This is a genomic window from Acinetobacter sp. 10FS3-1, assembly GCF_013343215.1.
GTDB lineage: Bacteria > Pseudomonadota > Gammaproteobacteria > Pseudomonadales > Moraxellaceae > Acinetobacter > Acinetobacter lwoffii_C.
In genome coordinates this window covers 290,403-309,712 of record NZ_CP039143.1, presented here as the reverse complement: position 1 = coordinate 309,712, position 19,310 = coordinate 290,403, and the positions used below count along the sequence as shown (strand labels likewise).

General features: G+C 47.1%; 12 protein-coding genes. 6 read left to right on the top strand and 6 right to left on the bottom strand.

Annotated features, from left to right (window positions below; all coding sequences use genetic code 11):
• Positions 1–27: 27 nt before the first annotated feature.
• Positions 28–1,233 (bottom strand): type II secretion system inner membrane protein GspF, encoded by a 1,206-nt coding sequence (gspF, locus tag E5Y90_RS01410; protein ID WP_151204799.1) that lies wholly within the window; start codon positions 1,231–1,233, stop codon positions 28–30.
• 150 nt (positions 1,234–1,383) lie between these two features.
• Between gspF and E5Y90_RS01405 the strand changes: the two genes are divergently transcribed.
• From E5Y90_RS01405 to E5Y90_RS01380, 6 genes are all read left to right on the top strand, one after another.
• Positions 1,384–3,606, top strand: coding sequence for a primosomal protein N' (locus E5Y90_RS01405; protein ID WP_174659191.1), 2,223 nt, complete (start codon positions 1,384–1,386; stop codon positions 3,604–3,606).
• Between the two features lie 70 nt (positions 3,607–3,676).
• Positions 3,677–5,530 carry a cation:proton antiporter gene (locus tag E5Y90_RS01400; RefSeq protein ID WP_174659190.1) on the top strand — a complete coding sequence of 618 codons (1,854 nt, stop codon included), beginning with the start codon at positions 3,677–3,679 and terminating at the stop codon, positions 5,528–5,530.
• A gap of 50 nt (positions 5,531–5,580) precedes the next feature.
• Positions 5,581–6,456, top strand: coding sequence for an Hsp33 family molecular chaperone HslO (gene hslO, locus E5Y90_RS01395; RefSeq protein ID WP_151204802.1), 876 nt, complete (start codon positions 5,581–5,583; stop codon positions 6,454–6,456).
• A 257-nt stretch (positions 6,457–6,713) separates the two neighbouring features.
• Positions 6,714–7,175 (top strand): DUF2147 domain-containing protein, encoded by a 462-nt coding sequence (locus E5Y90_RS01390; protein ID WP_151204803.1) that lies wholly within the window; start codon positions 6,714–6,716, stop codon positions 7,173–7,175.
• A gap of 493 nt (positions 7,176–7,668) precedes the next feature.
• Entirely contained in the window at positions 7,669–7,998 is a 330-nt protein-coding gene (locus tag E5Y90_RS01385; RefSeq protein ID WP_151207372.1) for a chaperone modulator CbpM, read from the top strand.
• Between the two features lie 91 nt (positions 7,999–8,089).
• The gene (locus E5Y90_RS01380; protein WP_151204805.1) at positions 8,090–8,353 is read left to right on the top strand and encodes a YdcH family protein; all 264 of its coding nucleotides are present in this window, start codon (positions 8,090–8,092) and stop codon (positions 8,351–8,353) included.
• Between the two features lie 90 nt (positions 8,354–8,443).
• Here the strand turns inward: E5Y90_RS01380 and E5Y90_RS01375 are convergent, their stop codons facing one another.
• The 5 genes from E5Y90_RS01375 to E5Y90_RS01355 all read right to left on the bottom strand — a co-directional run bounded on the left by E5Y90_RS01375 (position 8,444) and on the right by E5Y90_RS01355 (position 19,309).
• Positions 8,444–9,700 carry a magnesium transporter CorA family protein gene (locus E5Y90_RS01375; protein ID WP_174659189.1) on the bottom strand — a complete coding sequence of 419 codons (1,257 nt, stop codon included), beginning with the start codon at positions 9,698–9,700 and terminating at the stop codon, positions 8,444–8,446.
• 136 nt (positions 9,701–9,836) lie between these two features.
• Positions 9,837–11,924: a polyribonucleotide nucleotidyltransferase gene (pnp, locus tag E5Y90_RS01370; RefSeq protein WP_171478832.1), complete on the bottom strand. Its 2,088-nt coding sequence runs from the start codon at positions 11,922–11,924 to the stop codon at positions 9,837–9,839.
• 248 nt (positions 11,925–12,172) lie between these two features.
• A complete protein-coding gene (gene rpsO / locus E5Y90_RS01365) occupies positions 12,173–12,442 on the bottom strand; it encodes a 30S ribosomal protein S15 (RefSeq protein ID WP_151204808.1) in 270 nt (89 codons plus the stop codon).
• A gap of 898 nt (positions 12,443–13,340) precedes the next feature.
• On the bottom strand, positions 13,341–15,122 hold the full coding sequence (gene recD / locus E5Y90_RS01360) for an exodeoxyribonuclease V subunit alpha (RefSeq protein WP_174660535.1): 1,782 nt from the start codon (positions 15,120–15,122) through the stop codon (positions 13,341–13,343).
• A 71-nt stretch (positions 15,123–15,193) separates the two neighbouring features.
• Positions 15,194–19,309 carry a UvrD-helicase domain-containing protein gene (locus E5Y90_RS01355; RefSeq protein ID WP_174660534.1) on the bottom strand — a complete coding sequence of 1,372 codons (4,116 nt, stop codon included), beginning with the start codon at positions 19,307–19,309 and terminating at the stop codon, positions 15,194–15,196.
• Between the last annotated feature and the right edge of the window lies 1 nt (position 19,310).

The following is a 19,310-nucleotide window of genomic DNA, read 5'->3' as shown; positions in this document are numbered from 1 at the left end:
CACCTGAAAATTTTAACCGGTTTCTGTTTAAATCATATTATTCATATTTACAATGGGCAGCATCACTGCAATCACAATCACCAAAACAATACTGGCCATCAGCACCAACATCAGCGGTTCCAGTAAAGCCAGCAAGGTTGAGATCAAGGTAGTGACTTCACGGTCCTGCATCTGAGAAGCCCGATCCAGCATCCGGTCCAGTTCACCCGAGGCTTCACCACTTTTGATCATTTGTACCATCATCGGTGGAAAATAACCACTGCGATCCAGCTGGGTTGCCAGGTTGCCGCCTTCGGTGACTTTTTCAGCGGCCAGATTTACCGCATCACGGATCACCCAGTTGTTACTGACAGCTGCACCAATCCGCAAAGCATCGACCAGCGGCACACCGGACTGGGTCAAAATGGATAAGGTACTGGCAAAACGCGCGGCATTAATGCCCCGGGATAATTTTCCAAACAAGGGCAACTTTAAGGTCAGGCGGTCAAAGGCATAATGCCCGGCGGTGCTTCTTAAAAAACGTACCAGCAGGAAGAAACTGGTGATACTGCCTATCAGTAAAAAGGGCCAGGCAATCCGGATAAAATCACTGGCTTTCATTAAAGCGACAGTAATCCACGGCAAGGCATCCTTACTCTGGTCAAAAGTCTTGACAATATCCGGCACCACATAGGTCATCAAACCCATTACAATCGCAAAAGACATCAACAGCAGAATAATCGGGTAGATCATGGCACCCTGAATTTTTTTCTGCATGGCGAAACGGTTTTCCGTATAATCTGCCAGTTGATCCAGAATCAGATCCAAATGTCCGGAGCGCTCCCCGGCGGCAATCGTCGCGGTATACAGTTCAGGAAAACGTCCCGACTGCTGTAAGGCCTGAGCCAGGCTATGTCCTTCCAGCACTTTGGAGCGCACCGACATCAGCAGGTTTTGCACATGGACTTTTTCACTCTGTTTACCAACGGCACGAATGGCTTCTTCCAGCGGAATGGCAGCCGCCACCAACACGGCTAATTGCCGGGTCATCAAGGCCAGATCATAGGCTGTGATACTTTTTTCAAACCATTTACGCTGATAGTGCTGGTCTTTTTTCTCGACCGGATCGACAGAGACCGGAACCAGTGCCTGATCTCTAAGCTGCTGCCGGATCTGACGTGCAGAATCTCCCTCAAGCACGCCCTTTTGCTGCTTTCCTGAAGCATCAAGCGCAATAAACTGATATGCAGGCATTGTAATGCTCTAATTTTCCAAAATTTTTGCTTAACGCGGTTGCGTCAGACCACCGAAATCATTCATATTCTTTCATATAAATTATCCGCTCACTCTAACACAACTGAACTTTGAGCACGACGAAATTTCATCAGGACCTCTTTCATCATTATGCCGAATTCTGCTCCCCCTTCTGTACCTGTTTACCGTGTTCGCGTTGCGGTGCCGGTACGTCTGTTTGATTGTTTTGACTACAGTTTAAGTCAGGAACAATATCAACAGGCCGAAGTCGGTGCCCGGGTGGCGGTTTCCTTTGGCCGGCAGAATCTGGTCGGTGTGATTACCGAAAAGCTGCCGCTGGATGCGCCGATTGATCCCAGTTTCAAGCTTAAGTCGATTACGGAGCTCCTGGATGAACGCGCCATTTTAGATGCTAAAGTTTTAAGTTTGTTGACATGGTCCGCACAATATTATCAATTCCCGATCGGTGAAGTGATCCAGACCGCGCTGCCGACATTATTGCGTCAGGGAAAACCCTACAATCTGCTGGCCCGGACCTGGAAGCTTCTAGAGCATGAGGCCGAAGCCAAAATTCGCCGCTCTGAAAAACAGCAGGAAGCTTACCGGATTTTAAAACTGCATCCGGTCGGTACGACTGAAAATGTACTCAATCTGGCCGGGATTGAAACCGCCACATTAAAAGCCCTGGAAAAAAAAGGCATTTGTTGCTGTGTACTGGAGCAGCAGGATTTCAGTCCTCAGCCGATGCAGCTGGCACAGATGCCACTGACAGCCAATCCTGAACAAAAGCATGCGATTCAGCAAATCCTCAAATACTGCAAGAAATATCAGGCTTTTTTACTGGATGGCCTGACTGGAAGCGGAAAAACTGAGGTCTATTTGCAGGTTATGCAGCAAGTGCTGAAGCAAGGCCAGCAGGTGCTGGTGCTGGTGCCCGAAATTGGCCTTACCCCCCAAACAATTAGCCGCTTTCAGTCCCGTTTTCATTGTCATATTGCCCTGCTACACTCCGGGCTGAATGACAGCAAGCGTTTGCAAGCCTGGCAGGCCGCTGAAACTGGTAAAGCTTCGATCATACTGGGCACACGTTCCGCCATTTATACGCCAATGCCGAATCTGGGCCTTATCATTCTGGATGAAGAACACGATCTGTCCTTTAAACAACAGGAAGGTTTTCGCTATCACGCCCGTGATGTTGCACTGTATCGGGGGCATTTACAGCAATGTCCGGTGATTCTGGGTTCAGCAACCCCCAGTATTGACAGTTATGCGCTGGTTCAGCAAGGCAAAATGCAGGTGCTGGAACTCAATCAACGTGCCGGTACAGCCTTAATGCCCAAAATCCATATTCTGGATTTAAAAGTCGCCCAAAAACAGCATGGCATCAGTCTGCACCTGATTCAGGAAATTAAAAAACGCCTGGCTAAAAAAGAGCAGGTGCTGGTCTTTCTTAATCGTCGGGGCTATGCCCCGGTACTGATCTGCGGTAGTTGTGGCTGGCAGGCCCAATGTCCACACTGTGATGCCAATTTCACTGTACACCGCCAACCGTATCAACATTTGCACTGTCATCACTGTGGCACCATTCATCGTCTACCTGAACAATGTCCGCAGTGCCAGCATACCGAACTGGTGACTTTAGGCATGGGCACCGGCAAGGTTGAAGAACATCTGAATGAGCTTTTTCCCGATTCTGAAGTGATCCGGGTCGACCGGGATTCCACCAGCCGGGTGGGCAGCTGGCAAAAAATTTATGACAAGATACAAAAAAGCGAGCCGGCTATTCTGCTCGGCACCCAGATGCTGGCCAAGGGACATCATTTTCCTTATGTCACGCTGGTCGCCATTCTGGATATTGATTCCGGTTTGCTCAGTGTCGATTTCCGGGCCACTGAACGTACTGCACAGCTGATCATCCAGGTGGCAGGACGGGCAGGACGTGGTGAGCATAAGGGCGATGTCTATTTACAGACGCTCAGACCGGATCATGCCTTACTGAATACGCTGGTCAATGAAAACTACCGCGCTTTTGCCAAGCAGACGTTAACCGAACGGCAAATTGCCCAGATGCCACCGTTTCGTTATGCCGTGCTGATCCGCTGTGAATCCAGAGATCAGGCACAAAATACTGAATTCTTACAGAAACATGCGGCCCTACTCAGGCAATATCCTGATCTGGTACTGGATATCTGGGGGCCGATTCCTGCTCCCATGGAACGTAAGGCCGGGCGCTATCAATCACATATGGTCCTGCTGTCTGCAGATCGTGCCCGTTTGCATTATTATGTCAGGAGCTGGTGGCAGAACCTGTTGCAGGAAAAGCCTTCCAGCATGAAACTGACCCTGGATATTGATCCGCAGGAACTCAGTTAAGACCATTGAAGCTGTCTGTATAAATAAAAGCTCAAGCGGATCGGATGAAAATAAAATTTAAGGCGGAAAAATGTCGATACTGTTGCAAATAACACTGGTCCTGGCAATGGCACTGATTATCGTGCCTCTGAGTAACATGCTCAAATTGCCCAAGGTCCTGGGCTATCTGTTAACAGGCCTGATTCTGGGACCCAGCGTTTTCACGCTGATCCAGTCACCCACTCTCCTACACAGCTTTATAGAGCTGAGCCTGCTGGGGCTGCTGTTCTGGATCGGGCTGCAACTTCGACCTCAGCGTATCCTGCAAATTCCCCAGTCCAGCTGGATCATGGCCAGTTTACTCGTATTCGGTTCCACCCTGTTTTTTAGCCTGATGGCCTGGGCATTCTGGCAGCAACAGCTCTTGGTTAGTGTAGTCATCGGACTGGCCGGCAGCCTGTCTGCAATGACTTTGGTGACCCAGTACCTGAACGATCAGGAACAGTTGGCCAGCAGTACCGGTCAAACCACCTATTCCATTTTATTGATTCAGGCCCTGCTGGCAATTCCAGTATTGGCAGCGATTCCTTTATTTGCTGGCATCAACTCGACCGAACATGGCGTGGCTTATTTTGCCGCTATCATGACCACGTTTAGCGGCCTGTTCCTGTTCAATCATTATCTGATGCGGCCTCTTTATCGCTGGATTATAAAAACGGGCAGCCATGATTTACATATGCTGGTGGCTATGGTCATCATGCTGGCTCTATTGGCCCTAATGCATACCTTGGGGCTCAGCCTGTTTCTCGGTGCCCTGTTTGCCGGGATTCTGCTAGCAGACTCTGATTTTCGTCAAACGGTAGAAAGTAGTATCCAGCCCTTTAAAGGTATCGTGATTGGTCTGGCATTTATTGGACTGGGCATGTCCTTAGATGTTCAGGAACTATTTGATTTTCCCCTCACCATTCTGGCTGGCACGGCCGCCTTGATGCTGATCAAATTTCTGCTTGGGCTAGGCTTGGCACGTTATTATCAGCAAGCATGGCGCAAGTCTGCCCTGCTGGCTGTCAGTCTTGCCCAAGGTGGCGAGTTCGCGTTTATCGCCTTGGTGATGGCAAGCACTCACCAGCTTATGGATCAGGTCTTAGTATCTAGCCTTCTGTGGATGGTCAGCCTGTCGATGTGCTTGACACCGTTATGCTATCGGCTGCTGCATAGCCAAATTCTGCCACGGCTGGACCGGCAGAATCATCTGGCGGCTACCTTTAATACCGAGAGTGTGCCCTATCCACCCACGCCGGTTCTGCTGATTGGATTTGGGCGTTTTGGCCAGATCATCGCACGAATTTTAAGACAGCAACAACAAGCTTTCAGCGTCATGGACAGTCATGTCGAAGCCAGCCATGTGCTGTCTGAATATCATATTCCGTTTTATCAGGCCAATGCCACCGAACCGCACAGTCTGCATCGGGCCGGTATTGAGCAGGTGCAGCATGTTATCGTGGCAATAGATGACATTGAAGACAATTTGTTGGTGGTCCGGCATCTGCGGCTGAATTATCCAGATATGACCTTATGGGTACGTGCCCGTGACCGTCATCATGTACATTTACTGCAAGACCTCGGTGTAGAACGGATCTGGCGGGAAACTTATGCCTCAGCACTGGAACTCGGCCAGGCCCTGCTGGAAGATTTAAATCCTGAAACGGAAGCGGACTTTTCGCAGTTTATCCAGACCTTTCGCCAACATGATGAAAACCTGCTCAGGCGTCAGTATACTTTAGACAGCGAAGATGCCCTGCATACTGACCGACATCGGCATCATCTGGCAGAGCTGGAATATTTGTTCAGTCAGGAGCCGCTACACACACTGCAACCAGATACACAGCAGCAACAGGACATCAACCGCTCAGGAATTGATGCGACAAGAGATGATCTGGCATAACTTGTGTTTTACAATAGTGTCACCATTAAAGCAGGGTTATGGAGAATTTTATGTCTGATTTACGCCAACGCTTTTTTATTGAAGATAGCCCTGTTCGTGGTGAAGTGGTGCATCTTGAAGAAGCTTTACAAACTATTTTAGCCCAGCGCGACTATGCGCCTGCCGTTAAAATCCTGTTGGGTGAGATGCTCAGTGCGACAGCACTACTGGCGAGCACTTTAAAAATCAAAGGGCGGATCAGTCTGCAAATTCAGGCCTCTGGTACGTTTAAATGGGCCATGGCTGAATGTAACCATTTGGGTGAAGTGCGTGCGCTGGCAGATTATGAAGAAGATCCACATTTCCAGCAGGCGAACGACAGCAGTACGGTACTGAAAACCCTGATCAATCCGGTACTGTTTATTAATATTGAGCCTGAATTGGGTGAGCGTTATCAGGGGATTGTTCCTCTGGATCAGGAAAACCTGGCCGGCTGCCTGATGCAGTACTATGACCTGTCTGCCCAGATTCCGACCCGCATTGTCCTGGCCAGTGATCACCAGCGTGCAGGCGGCTTGTTGATCCAGCTTCTCCCCCGCAATAGTGAAGAAGAACAGCGCCGTGTAGATGAAGACCTGTGGCCGCGTCTGACCATCTTGACCGAAACCTTAAAGCTGGAAGAGCTGATCAGTCTGGAAGCCAACGAAATTCTTTACCGTTTATATAATGAAGAAGAAGTTCGCCTGCCCGAAATAGAACAGCTGAAGTTTGGCTGTACCTGTTCTAAAGAACGTTGTGCAGTTGCTTTACAGCAGATTGGGGTCGAATCAGTACGTGAAACCCTAGAATTTCAGAATCCGATTGAAATGGACTGCCAGTTCTGTAACAGCCATTACACCTTTACCGCTGAAGAAGCATTAGGCCTGTTTGGCGAACACTTAAGTTAAATCAGTTTCAAAAAAAAGCATTCGTCAAGAATGCTTTTTTTTATTTATATTTCGATAACATCGTTGCAAATTTCCTCTTTTAAATAAAACCGACCTTTTGATTTGTTAATAATTAATTACCTTATAACAAACACCATTCACTTTATTTTAAATAAGCGAGACATCTATCACTGTTCATGGTATTGATTTTGTTAATGATTGCAAATAAATTAGAGTAATAAATCTAATACGGATAATCATTAGTCAACAGGCAAGTTATGATGAAAAATTTAAATCGTTTAATAATGGGGTTCACCTTGGCAACAGCGGCAAGTTTAAGTATTGCAGCCGATGATCCATTACTGGGGAAATGGAAAACGATTGATGATCAATCTGGATATTCACGTGCAGATGTTGAAATCCGTAAAAAACCTGATGGCAGCTATGAAGGCATCATCGTCGAAACTCGCAGTTTGCCGGGTGCAGAAAAAATGGGGATCTGCCATAAGTGTCCAGGTCAGCTCAAGAACAAGCCTTTCCTAGGTTTGCCATTTATCTGGGATTTTAAAGCAGACCCAAAAAAACCGCGTGAATACCATGATGGCAAGGTTTTAGATCCAATCAGCGGTAAAGTCTACAAGGGCAAGGCACGTTTAAGTGCCAACGGTAAACGTCTAACCTTACGCGGCTATGTCGGAGTTTCAGTTATTGGTCGTAGCGTAACTTGGGTAAAATACTAATTCTCTAAGCTTTTTAAAGCTCCTCTTGCAGGGGCTTTTTTATTGGTCATGTTTTGAAACAATAAGGTACAAATAATAACTGTTTCAATATTCAGAAAATCACAATAATGGTTGGAAGGCGGTTAATTTTTATTCAAAAATGATGATCAAGCTTCAGTCTCGGCTTCAATTGCTTTGGATGGTTCAATTACAGTTCAAAGTTGGCACCTGTTTCTTCTACCAAGTGACTAAGAAGGGATGCAGGAGCGCAGGTCATAGTACCCGCATAGAAACTCGACAGCTTGCTCTTAAACATATGAAGTCTGACCGTTTTAAAGGCAAAGCTCCAGAGGAGACCCTGTCGGGTTTCATCTTGTTTCATTTCCAAGCTTTGGCAGCTGCTATAGCATGCCATTGGGGGCAGAGCAGCGAGATTTGAGCTACTTAAGCTTATCTCACTCTTCAGCATCATTTCCTGTTGAAGCTCTCGCCTAGCTGTTTAAGGAGTAAACCTATGACTACAATTCAGTATCAAGAGAATTTCTCACACGGTTCTATCCCTTCTGAAATTATGGATGATCGCACCTTTGATTTGATTCATTTTTCTGAAGTCTGCGGCCAAAGTCCGGAATGGGTCATGCAGCTGATAGAACATGGCATTTTACCGGATCGCTCCACCACACAAACGAGCTTCTTTTTAGGTGAAGATATTTCGCGTGCACAACGTGCTTACCGTCTGCAGCGCGATTTTGACGCTTCTTTCAGTGCAGTGGCAATGATGCTGGACCTGATTGATGAGGTACAGGAATTGCGCCGTGAGATTAAACACTTACATTTTAAATAGGCCTTTTCTCATGCCCTGTTCCTATTCAAATTGCTGAATAAAGTCAGGGCATAGTATGTTTTTCTTTGATTTTGAGAGTTCCTGAATTTCTATGAAGACTAAAGACTGCAATAAAAAAATGAAATATATGTTTCCCGAATATCGCGATTTAATTGTGCAGCTTCGCGAAGAAAATCCACATTTCGCCCGCCTGTTTGAAGAGCATAATGAGCTGGACAAAAAGATTGTCCAACTTGAGCTCGATCCGGTGAATCATGTGAATAATGACATTGAAGTCATTAAACGTAAAAAGCTTAAACTCAAAGATGAAATTTACCGTCTCCTGAAAAATGCAGAAGCTGATCCTCTGGAGTAAGACTCATCCTTAAAATATAGCGCTTCATCCGGTTTAGCTATTAAGCGCAATCGGCATTTTTAAAGATGATCTGGCAAGAGATACATTTTTCTATTTCAGGCGGCTAAACTTTTCCAGCATTTTCATGGTCTTCACTGTGCCTTTGACGGTTCCGGTCAGGCTGTGTTTAATTGGCTCATAGCCGATAAACCAGAGTAAGTTCATTTGCTGATTCACCTGTTCCTGCGCCAGCATATCAATCACACTTTTTTCACCACGTCCCACCAGATGCCGGCGATAAAAATAATAAACGAGCAAGACGGTAGTGATCAGCATAATCCCCAGCATGATCCAGAAGCCTGTAGGCGACTTGAGTCCGGGAATATATTCAAAGTTCATGCCGTAAATACCGGTCAGCAAGGTCAACGGTGCAAAGATCGCCGTGATGATGGCCAGAATACGCATATTTTCATTGGTCTGGTTGGCAACTGCGGAAAAATGTAAGTCAATCGCCGTTTGTACTGCTCCACGCAAACGTGTGGTGTGTTTTTGAATTCTTTCGATATGGCTGGTCAGGTCATCCACCCGTACCAGCATGATTTCCTGCTTTTCATTGCGTTTTTTTCCTTTAAGATGCGGATAATTATCCACAATCTCATCGCGTAGTTCCTGCAGAATTTCAATTTGTTCTTCACATAAATTTTCTACCTGCTGGAAAGCCATATTTTCCTGTAACAGCTGATGCCATTTAGTAAAGCGGCGATGCCCCTGCAAGAGTTCCTGTTGCCAGAACTCTACCCGCTTGGTCAACGGAGTACGCAGATCCAGATAACCGTCCACCATGTTATTCAGCAAACGCAAGGTTAAATCTAGCGGAGTAGCCGGCAGTTTCCGTGGCTTATAATGCTCTTCAACTGGGCGGGCCAGCAGTGTGCTAATGCGCTGGATATAACTCTCGACTTCTTTATTCCCCTGTTCGCGTATACTGACCAGCACCTGCGGTGTCATGATCAGGCTCACTGGAGTGGTGGCCAGACCAAACACCCGTTCGTGTTTTTCATGAATCTGGGATTCCAGCTTGATCTGGTCCTGCGGACTGATCAGCTTACGGAAAATCAGCAGGTCATAATCTTCCAGCGTATCAAAAGTGCAAGGATGTTCCAGATTTAAAATATCACGCAGATGGTATTCATTGACCCAAAGCCCGGTTTTGGCATACAACTCCTGCTGCCATTGCTCGGCCCGGTTGACCACATCTTCACGGGTACAATCCAGCCAGATAAAAGCAGGCTCAAGCTCAGGATTTAGGTGATCATGCACATAAATATGCTGGCTAGTGGAATGATGATAGAAATAATACTCTTGCATATCTCAATTATTATTTTGCAGATTTTATTACATCATGCCATAAAAAAGCCCTGTGCAAACCCAAGTCATCACTCAGGTCATACACAAGGCTGATTTTTTCAATTCACATCAGCTTACTGATGTGAATGTTTAAAGATTAAGCTTGTTCGATGTCTTTCATCGTCAATTTGATACGGCCACGGTTGTCAACATCGGCAACCTGTACTTTCACTTCCTGACCTTCTTTCAATACATCGGTCACGTTTGCAATACGTTCGTTCGAGATTTGAGAGATATGCAGTAAGCCATCTGTACCCGGAAGGATATTAACGAAAGCACCGAATTCAACGATACGAATTACTTTACCTGTGTAAATTGTACCCGGTTCAATTTCAGCAGTCAGTGCCTGGATCTTGGCAATAGCCGCTTGTGCAGCAGCTTTAGTTTCACCAAACACACGTACTGTCCCGTTATCTTCAATATCGATTGCAGCTTTGGTCTCTTCAGTGATCTGACGAATAGTCGCACCACCTTTACCAATCACGTCACGGATCTTGTCCGGGTTGATATTGATGACCTGGAAGGTCGGCGCATGCATTGAAATTTCAGGACGCGCACGTGAAATCACTTGGTTCATCTCATTCAAGATGTGCATACGACCCGCATAAGCCTGGTTTAATGCAGACTCCATGATCTCTTCAGTAATCCCTTCAATCTTGATGTCCATTTGTAGCGCAGTAATACCATTTGCAGAACCTGCGACTTTAAAGTCCATATCACCCAGGTGATCTTCATCACCCAGGATGTCAGAAAGAACTGCGTAACGCTCACCTTCTTTCACCAGACCCATTGCAATACCTGCAACTGGTGCTTTCAGTGGCACACCTGCATCCATCAGTGATAGAGAAGCACCACATACGGACGCCATTGAAGACGAACCGTTTGATTCAGTAATGTCAGATACAATACGGATCACATACGGGAAGCGGTCAGCGGCAGGAAGAACGGCTTGAACACCACGACGCGCCAGACGGCCATGACCGATTTCACGACGTTTAGGACCAGATTCACGACCAGTTTCACCCACAGAGTATGCAGGGAAATTGTAGTGAAGCATGAAGTTATCAGTTTTCGTACCTGCAAGGGTATCCACCATCAACGCATCACGGGTATTACCCAGAGTTGTGGTTACCAGTGCCTGAGTTTCACCACGTGTGAACAATGCAGAACCGTGAGCACGGTCCAGTACACCCACTTGTACGTCGATTGCACGAACAGTTTTGGTATCACGTCCATCAATACGTGGCTTACCAGACAGGATGTTGTCACGTACGGTACGATATTTAAGATCTTCAAATAATTCGTTGACTTCGTCAGCCAGACCGGTTTCGTCATTTTCTGGAACGAACTGAGCTAAGGCTTCTAGCTGAAGTGCATCAAGTGCCGCATAACGGTCCTGTTTGATTGCAATCGTATAAGCTTCAGAAATTTTCGCTTCGAATGCTTCTTTCAATTTGCCAAGAAGTTCTTCGTTTTTAACCGGAGCCACCCAAGTTGACTCAACTGCACCAGCAGCTGCAGCAAATTCTTTGATCGCCTGGATCGCAATCTGCATTTCGTCATGACCGAACAATACAGCACCCAGCATCTGGTCTTCTGAAAGTTCTTTCGCTTCAGATTCAACCATCAGTACTGCAGATTCTGTACCGGCAACCACAAGATCAAGATCAGACTCTTTGAGTTGTTCTAGGTTCGGGTTCAGAATATATTCGCCGTTAATCAAACCTACACGTGCGCCGCCGATTGGACCACGGAACGGTGTACCTGCGATAGACAATGCCGCAGATGTACCCAACATTGCAGCAATGTCAGCATCCATCGTTTTGTCAGAAGAAATAACGGTTGCGGTGACCTGAATTTCGTTGAAGTAACCTTCCGGGAACAACGGACGAATTGGACGGTCGATTAAACGTGAAATTAAAGTTTCAGCTTCAGACTGACGACCTTCACGCTTGCCATACCCCCCCGGGATACGGCCAGCAGCATATTGCTTTTCTTGGTAGTTAACAGTTAAAGGGAAGAAGTCTTGTCCTACTTTTGCTTTAGGTTGTGCAACAACTGCTACAAGCACCTGTACACCACCCATGGTGATTACGACACTGTTTGCCTGACGGGCCACACGACCGGTTTCTAAAGTTACAGTGTGCTGACCGAATTGAAATTCTTTACGAACAATATTAAACATCGACATGTTTTATTTTTTCCTGATTTTATTCTAGTGGAGACCCCTAAGGTTTGGCATTCACAGTACAGAACCGAGTAAATGACAAAGCTTAGAAGCCGACCTCACCAGAAATAAACATGATTTTTAAACACAAAGAAGGAGCGAAACATTCGCCCCTTCCTCTAACCTGACATTTGCCAGGTCGAACTTTGTTTTCATCAATATGGCATTCAAAATGCAATAATCCGAAAATAAAGATTTAAATCGAATTAACGACGTAAACCTAAAGCAGCAATCAAAGCGCCGTAACGAGTAGTGTCTTTACCTTTAAGGTAGTCAAGAAGCTTACGACGTTGGTTAACCATACGGATCAGACCGCGACGGCTATGGTGGTCGTGTTTGTGCTCTTTAAAGTGACCTTGTAAGTCATTGATTTGAGCAGTCAAAAGAGCTACTTGAACTTCTGGGGAACCCGTGTCGTTTTCAGCGCGAGCAAATTTAGCGATGATCTCTGCGCGATCTGCGTTTGTTAAAGCCATTCGATTTCTCCGAGATGCTTATATATCTTGATAAAAATCAAAGTAATGAGAATTCAAGACCTTGACTGCCGTGCATCACTACAGCAAGTTGCATATTTTAAGGGAAATTCAGCCAGATTGCAAAAATAGATCCAGCTTTTATCAATAGATGCCAGACTATTTTTCCTTATTGCTGTCATCTTTGCTTCAATTCAAGCAGTCATACCCTACAGTGATTTTTTATAAAGCCCAGAAGAAATGGCTTTACATGCCATAAACCTGATGAGGTCAAATACAAAAACGAGAATATTTAATATAAAAGTTTTTAAGCCGCGCATGCAGTGATAAACATCGATAAAAAAAAAGCCCGAGTAAACTCGGGCTTTTTCGCGCTGTGGTCTCTTCTTTATCATATTATTTATTGTATTTTTTATTGCGTTTTAGGCTTATTATTATGTTAAAGATACATCCTGTAATTTAACAATCATCGTCCTGATGTGGTAGATTTTGCCATAGTCGAGAATTAGAACTAGAGGTGTTTATCCTCTGTACGTGTAAGCCATTTCATACAATAAGTTACGCAAAGCTTGCACAATGTTACACTAATAACCTATTTAATCACCCGGCTTACGAAATTTTATTGAGTAATTTTCTGTACTTAAATAATTCACTTAAAGCAAAATTCATTAAAAGCAGGCAATAAAAAAGCCCTGTAGTCTCTCCCAAAACTACAAGGCTTAGCGGCTGTAAGTTTCCTCATTCACTTACTTCACTGTAAGTTCGCTGTCGTTAGACATTCTTGTTGTTATTATGCGATTTATATTCAACTTTCCTTGTTGAACTCTTTGTGTGACCAATCTTCTCAAATCTTATGCAAAAGCTCTATGCGGCAATTTCCTGAATGCTTGTAAGCTTTTACCTACAAAGACTTCATCTTTTTTGCCAACAAATTACTACAACATTCAATAATCTTTAAACTCAGACCACTGTGCCGTGTGGTTCTTACACAGAGTGCCTGTATAAAGGCTTCCTGATCAACCAGCAAGCTCACTACTTTTTTTGCCCGGGTAATCGCGGTATAAATCAGTTCCTTACTGAGCAGACTTTTGGCCTGCTGATCCAGCACGACCGCAGTATGGGTAAATTCTGAACCTTGTGACTTGTGAATGGTCAGGGCAAATGCGGTTTCGATATTTTTGGGTAAACGCGTAGCAGGCACCCATTTTTCCAGACTGGGGAAATATACTTCAAACTGGGCCTGATCCTGCTGCTCTCGCCAGAAACAGATACCGATATCGCCATTGGACAGACCTAACTGGTAGTCATTGTAGGTCATCATCACCGGACGGCCTGTATACCACTCCCCTTGCTTTAGCTGTGCTGAGGCCTGTAAAAAGCGCTGCTCCATCTGCTGATTAATCTTGTTTAGCCCGAAGTCTCCATGCCGGATAGCCGTTAAAATCCGGTAATCATCAAAGCAGCTGACGACCTGCTGGACATAGGCCTTAAAATTAGTGGATGAATCACCTAAAACAGCCTCGACATAGGCCTGATAGCCATACATCAGCTGCGCATAATACTGCTCCAACATTAACGGATTGGGTTTCGCTTCACGCTTTGGCAGATATTGCAATTGCAGCAGATCGACAGGCACCTGATCGGGTTGAATGGCCTGAAGCTCGCCTTCCTCAACAATGGCCTGCTCAAAGTGGCTGAGTACCATTGAAGGCGGGTGTGACTGCTGGATGAAATTGGCCATCGCACCGATCCTGGCACCCGGCGCAAAACGGCGTGTGGTGATCAGATGGACCCGATTCTCTTGCAAGACCGGAACCCGTTGCAGGTCAGCCAGCACGGTGCCGACATCCACTGAAGCCAGCTGATCGGCATCCCCCAATAAAATCAGCCGGGCATGATCAGCAACTGCTGCCAGCAACATCTGCGACAGGTTCAGATCCAGCATGGAGGCTTCATCCACCACAATCACATCATAAGGCAAAGGCTGTCTGGCATGAAAACGCGGCTGGCCCTGATGTCCAAGCCCCAGCAGGCGGTGCAAGGTAACAGGTTGTACCTGTTTCAATGCTGCCAGATCAAATTGCTTTAGGGCTTCACTCTGTAGGGCGTTTTGCAAGGCTTCCTTCATACGCTGTGCTGCTTTTCCAGTCGGAGCCGCCATGGCAATCCGGATATCTGGAAAAGTTTCGTGCAAGACCGCAATAATATGCGCCAAAGTATAAGTTTTTCCGGTTCCCGGCCCCCCGGTGATAATGCTTAGCGCCTGCTGAGCCACCATTTCTAGAGCTTTTTGTTGCTGGGGATCCGTTAAGAGCTTACGCTCACACGCAGTTAAGGCCAGTGTCGGAACAGCCTGCAGCTTGATTCTGGCAATATGAGCAGCGACAGACTGCTCCAGCTGCCAGTAACGGTACAGATACAACGACTGGTTTTCAAAAACAAAAGGCGTAGCGCCTGTAGCGGAGGATTCACACTGCCAGACCAGATGCTGTAAGGACGCTACCTGCTCCATGCTCGCTGGTATACAGCTGTTCCCTTCCTGCATGGCATCCAGCACCTGTTGAATGAGCTGTTTCGCAGTTTCTTCCAGCGGTGCCGCGCAAAAAGGGGGCTGACATAGATAGTCAATCCATCCCCTCAAAGAAGAGACTGGCTGCAACACGTGAATCTGCTCATTTTCCACACAGTTATCCTCAAAGTTATCCACAGGCTAATTTTCTGTTTAAACTGTATAAATTTTCCAAAATCGCTACCTTAAGCCCGTTTTTGCTGTTCAAAGTAACCCAGAATTTGATCCAGTTTTAACAGGAATTCTATGTCCGGCTGCCAATGATAAGCTCCCTGTCCGGCCTGACCATTCATCCCTCGCAGATACAGATAAGTCGCTCCCCCCAGATGCTGCTGTATAGCATAATCCTGCATATTGGCTGACAGATAACGGTGCAACGCCACCAGATATAAAGCGGCCTGCAACCAGTAACTGGACTGGCTCATATTCTGCTGAATGGCTTCTGCCGCGTAATGTTGCTGGTCTGGCCCCAGAAAGTTACTTTTATAGTCCGCAATATGATAGCGCTGGCCATCAAAATACACCAAGTCAATTGAGCCGGTCAGATAGCGGGCCGATTTGGCCTCATTGAACTCGCTCATGGCAATGCCCTGTTCGGCAAACAGCTGATGAATCTGGCGGATTTGCAAGGGTGCATCGGTCAAGGAAAGATAAAATGGAAATTCTGACAAATACGCCTTTGCCTGCAACTGCTCCAAGGCAAAATCAGCCTGTAGGGGGGTCGACAGGATTTCCTTAACCCAACCATGCATCAGATTCAGTACCATATCCTCCAGAACTTCCTCCATCAAGGCATGAAAGGCATCCTGAAAAACAACCTCAACATTTACCGGCACGGTTGAAGCCGCTGCACTCAGCTGTGCAAGTTCCTGCTCAAAAAACTGAATAAAAGGCTCATCATCCAGCTCGGAAAAACAGGGCTGGAACTGACCGAGGAAAGCTAAAAATTCGGCCTGTTGCAAATGCTGTACCGACTTGAAAAACAACTGCAATTCCTGTCGGTAGCTGTCACGCTGGCCATGCAGGCGAATACCGGTCAGAATCTTATAGTTCAGACTGGAAAGTACACGGTGCATACTCTGTTGCAGGGCTTCTGCCGAAAACTCCGAGTGCTGCGCAACCTGAGTCAACAAGGTCTTTAGATTCACACAAGCATGCTGATAATCCTGTGCAAACGCCTGCTCCAGCAAAGCTGGCAGCTGAAATACCTGCAGGAATTTTTCTTTGAGTTCCTGCCAGATCTGCGGTGCCGTGTTTTTAAAACGGCGACGAATTTCCAGATTCCAGTAGCTGCGATCCTGAAAGTCAAGATGCTCAAAAATGCTGTGCAGGAAAGTGCCGGCAACGGTGCCCTTGGGAAAATTCAGCTTGAGCCAGTCCAGTGGCTCCTGAGCCGGCTGATCCAGATGGTTAATCTCTATTTCATCGGCCGCACTGTCGACGACTTCTGCATGGTTCACCAGATCATCTTGGAGCACAGCAGGTCGAAGCTGATGCTGGGCCAAAGCGGTAAAGCTGGTCCGGCTGCGGGGATAAAAGTGCCGCTGCGGCAAAGCCTGTGCCTGCATTTCAGGCGGCGTTTGCTGCTGCGCCAGAATACGGACGGGTTCCTGACTTAAGGGCTGCTCGATCAGGCTGTAAGGATGCTGAAAAGCAGCCTCGCCCTGTCCACGCCAGAACGCCAGACCTGCCTCAGTCTGTCCGCTTTGATCTTGCAATAGGGCATAGACCCGATGGCTGGCCCGGGTCAGCGCAACATACCAGAGCCGGTGATTCTCGGCAGCATTACGCGCAGCATTTTGCTGAATGGCCTGCGCATGCAAATCCTTGTGATTGACCCTAATGACCCGGGACTGTTCCAGTATATTGTCCTGACTTGCAGTCGCAAGCGAAAAATTCAGGTTTCCTTTATGCATATCAGTCGCAGCATCCGCGCCCAGCAAAAAGACCACCTTGAACTCCAGTCCCTTGGAGGCATGAATGGTCATTAACTGAACTCCATGATCTCCCGACAGCTTGCGCTCTTTTTCATTGTCTTTGCCGGAAGGAGACTGCAACTGGCGCAAATACCAGTGATACAGCTTTTGCGCACCCTGATAATATTCACTCTGCTGACACAGTATGTCGGTCAGATGACGGACATTTACCACCACCCGCTCATTGTCCAGACTCTGACTGGCCACCAGATTGGTCCAGACCTGAAACAGGTTCAGCGCATACGTCCAGGCCGTGAGAAAGCCTTTCTCGAACCACATCTCCCGGATACTGTCCAGATCGGCAATATAGCGATTTAAACCCTCGCTCTGCTGTTGCAGGTCAATCAGTTTTTTCAGATTAAATCCCAGCAGCCGGGTCAAGAGTGCGCGTTTGACTTTGGCCTCATTAAACGGGTCCATGATGGCGGTTAAAACCGCAGCAATATCCTGGGCAATCGGGCTGGCAAAAACACTTTGTCTGGATTCCTTATAGCAGGGAATTCCCATGCGCTGCAGACGCTGCTTGACCTGCTCCAGCGGAAAGTGACCAAAAGACAGCACGGCAATGTCATCAGCGGACAGTGGCTGTAGCGGGTCCTGCTGAAAATAAAGCTGCTTCTGTGCCGAGCGATTCAGCAATTCCCTAATTTTCCAGACCACCTGATCGGCTTCTACATCCTGTTCTCCCAGCTGAATCCAGCGCAAGGGATGCGGATTTTCCAGCTGGTTTTCAACCAGCGCCGGATGAGGACGGCTACCCGCCTGAATCAGGGTATAGTGCACCTGCTCACCAAAATCCATCTGGCATTGAAATAGCGCATCGACCACCTCAACCAGCGGTTTCACCGAGCGGTGGTTTTGCATCAGGGTGTAAATCCGGCCCTGCTTTTGCAGCACATCCGCGCGTGCCTGGTTATAGGTCAGCATGTCTCCGCCGCGGAAACCATAAATCGCCTGTTTCGGGTCGCCGACCATGATCATGCAGCCGGCCTGCACCCGTTTGGCATCACGCCAGATTTTGGCCAGCAGGTCATCCTGATCCTGGTTGGTATCCTGAAATTCATCGACCAGAATCAGCGGATAACGCGCCTGCACACATTCGGCAAAGCGCTGGCCCTGCTGTCCTTGTAAGGCTTCGGCTAGCGTGCGGATTTGCTGGGAAAAAGTGGTTTCCCCCTGTTTCTGCAAGCTTTGCGGTAAACGGGTCTGCACGCTCTGAATCAGATGAAATTCCAGATATTGGGTCAACTGCTTGAGCTGCTGATCCAGCTTCTGCTTGATGTCACATAAATGATCAATCGCCACAATCAGGCGACTTTGCAGAATCTGCTGCTGTTCTGCTTCCGGACAGCTTTTGTTAAAGACCTGCGTACTGGGCTGAAAGTCGGTTTTCTTGCGGCGCAAATAGCATAATTCCAACAATACCTGCGCAAGCTCGGGATCAAAAAAGCTCAGTGCTCCTTGGGTCTGGACCGCTGCCATCCACGTCATAAAGTTTTCACATATACTTGTTAACTTGGTGAAAAAACTCTTATGAAAGTACTTCGGTGTGTCCTGACAATAGCGACGCAATAACGCCAGATCATCCTCATGGATGCTGAGCAGACCTCCCACACAATCTTCAAGCTCGGCCAGATCCCACTTGACTGCTTCAAGTTTTTGAAAATGTTGGGCCTTAAAATTCAGGGCATCCCGCACCAGCCCCATATAATGCTCTGCCGGTTTTAGCAGGTTCTGTAAATAGAGATGATTAATGAGATATTGTGGCTGCTGCTGAATCCATTCCCTTAACCCATCATGCAGCAGTTGCTGGATATAAGCATCCTGATCTTCCGTCAGCTCTGCACGTTCAATCTTGCCGCTTTCAAAGGCAAATTCACGTAATAGCTTCTGGCTAAAACTGTCCAGCGTTCCAACAAACAACTCATCCAGCTGGTTCAATACCAGACGCAAGCGGCGCCGGGCATAGTCCATCCGTGAACCATAATCTTTCAAGACTTGCTGGAACAGCGGATCATTTTCACGCTCCAGTTGGGCAGCCAGCTGAACCGAATTCAGCTGCTGATGGCGCTGAATATAAGCTAAGGTTTCTTCGACTCTTAAGCGCACCCGGTTTTTCAGTTCAGCGGTGGCCTTACGGGTAAAGGTGGTTGCAATCACCTGATGCGGATAATACTGGTCCAGAAAAATCCGCACCATCAAACTGGATAAAGTATAGGTTTTGCCTGTTCCCGCCGAAGCCTCAATCCAGTGGAGACCATGAAAACGCATATCCTGAATTGGATTGGTCGAAACACTCTGCTTCTGGTTTTCTGACAGCAACATG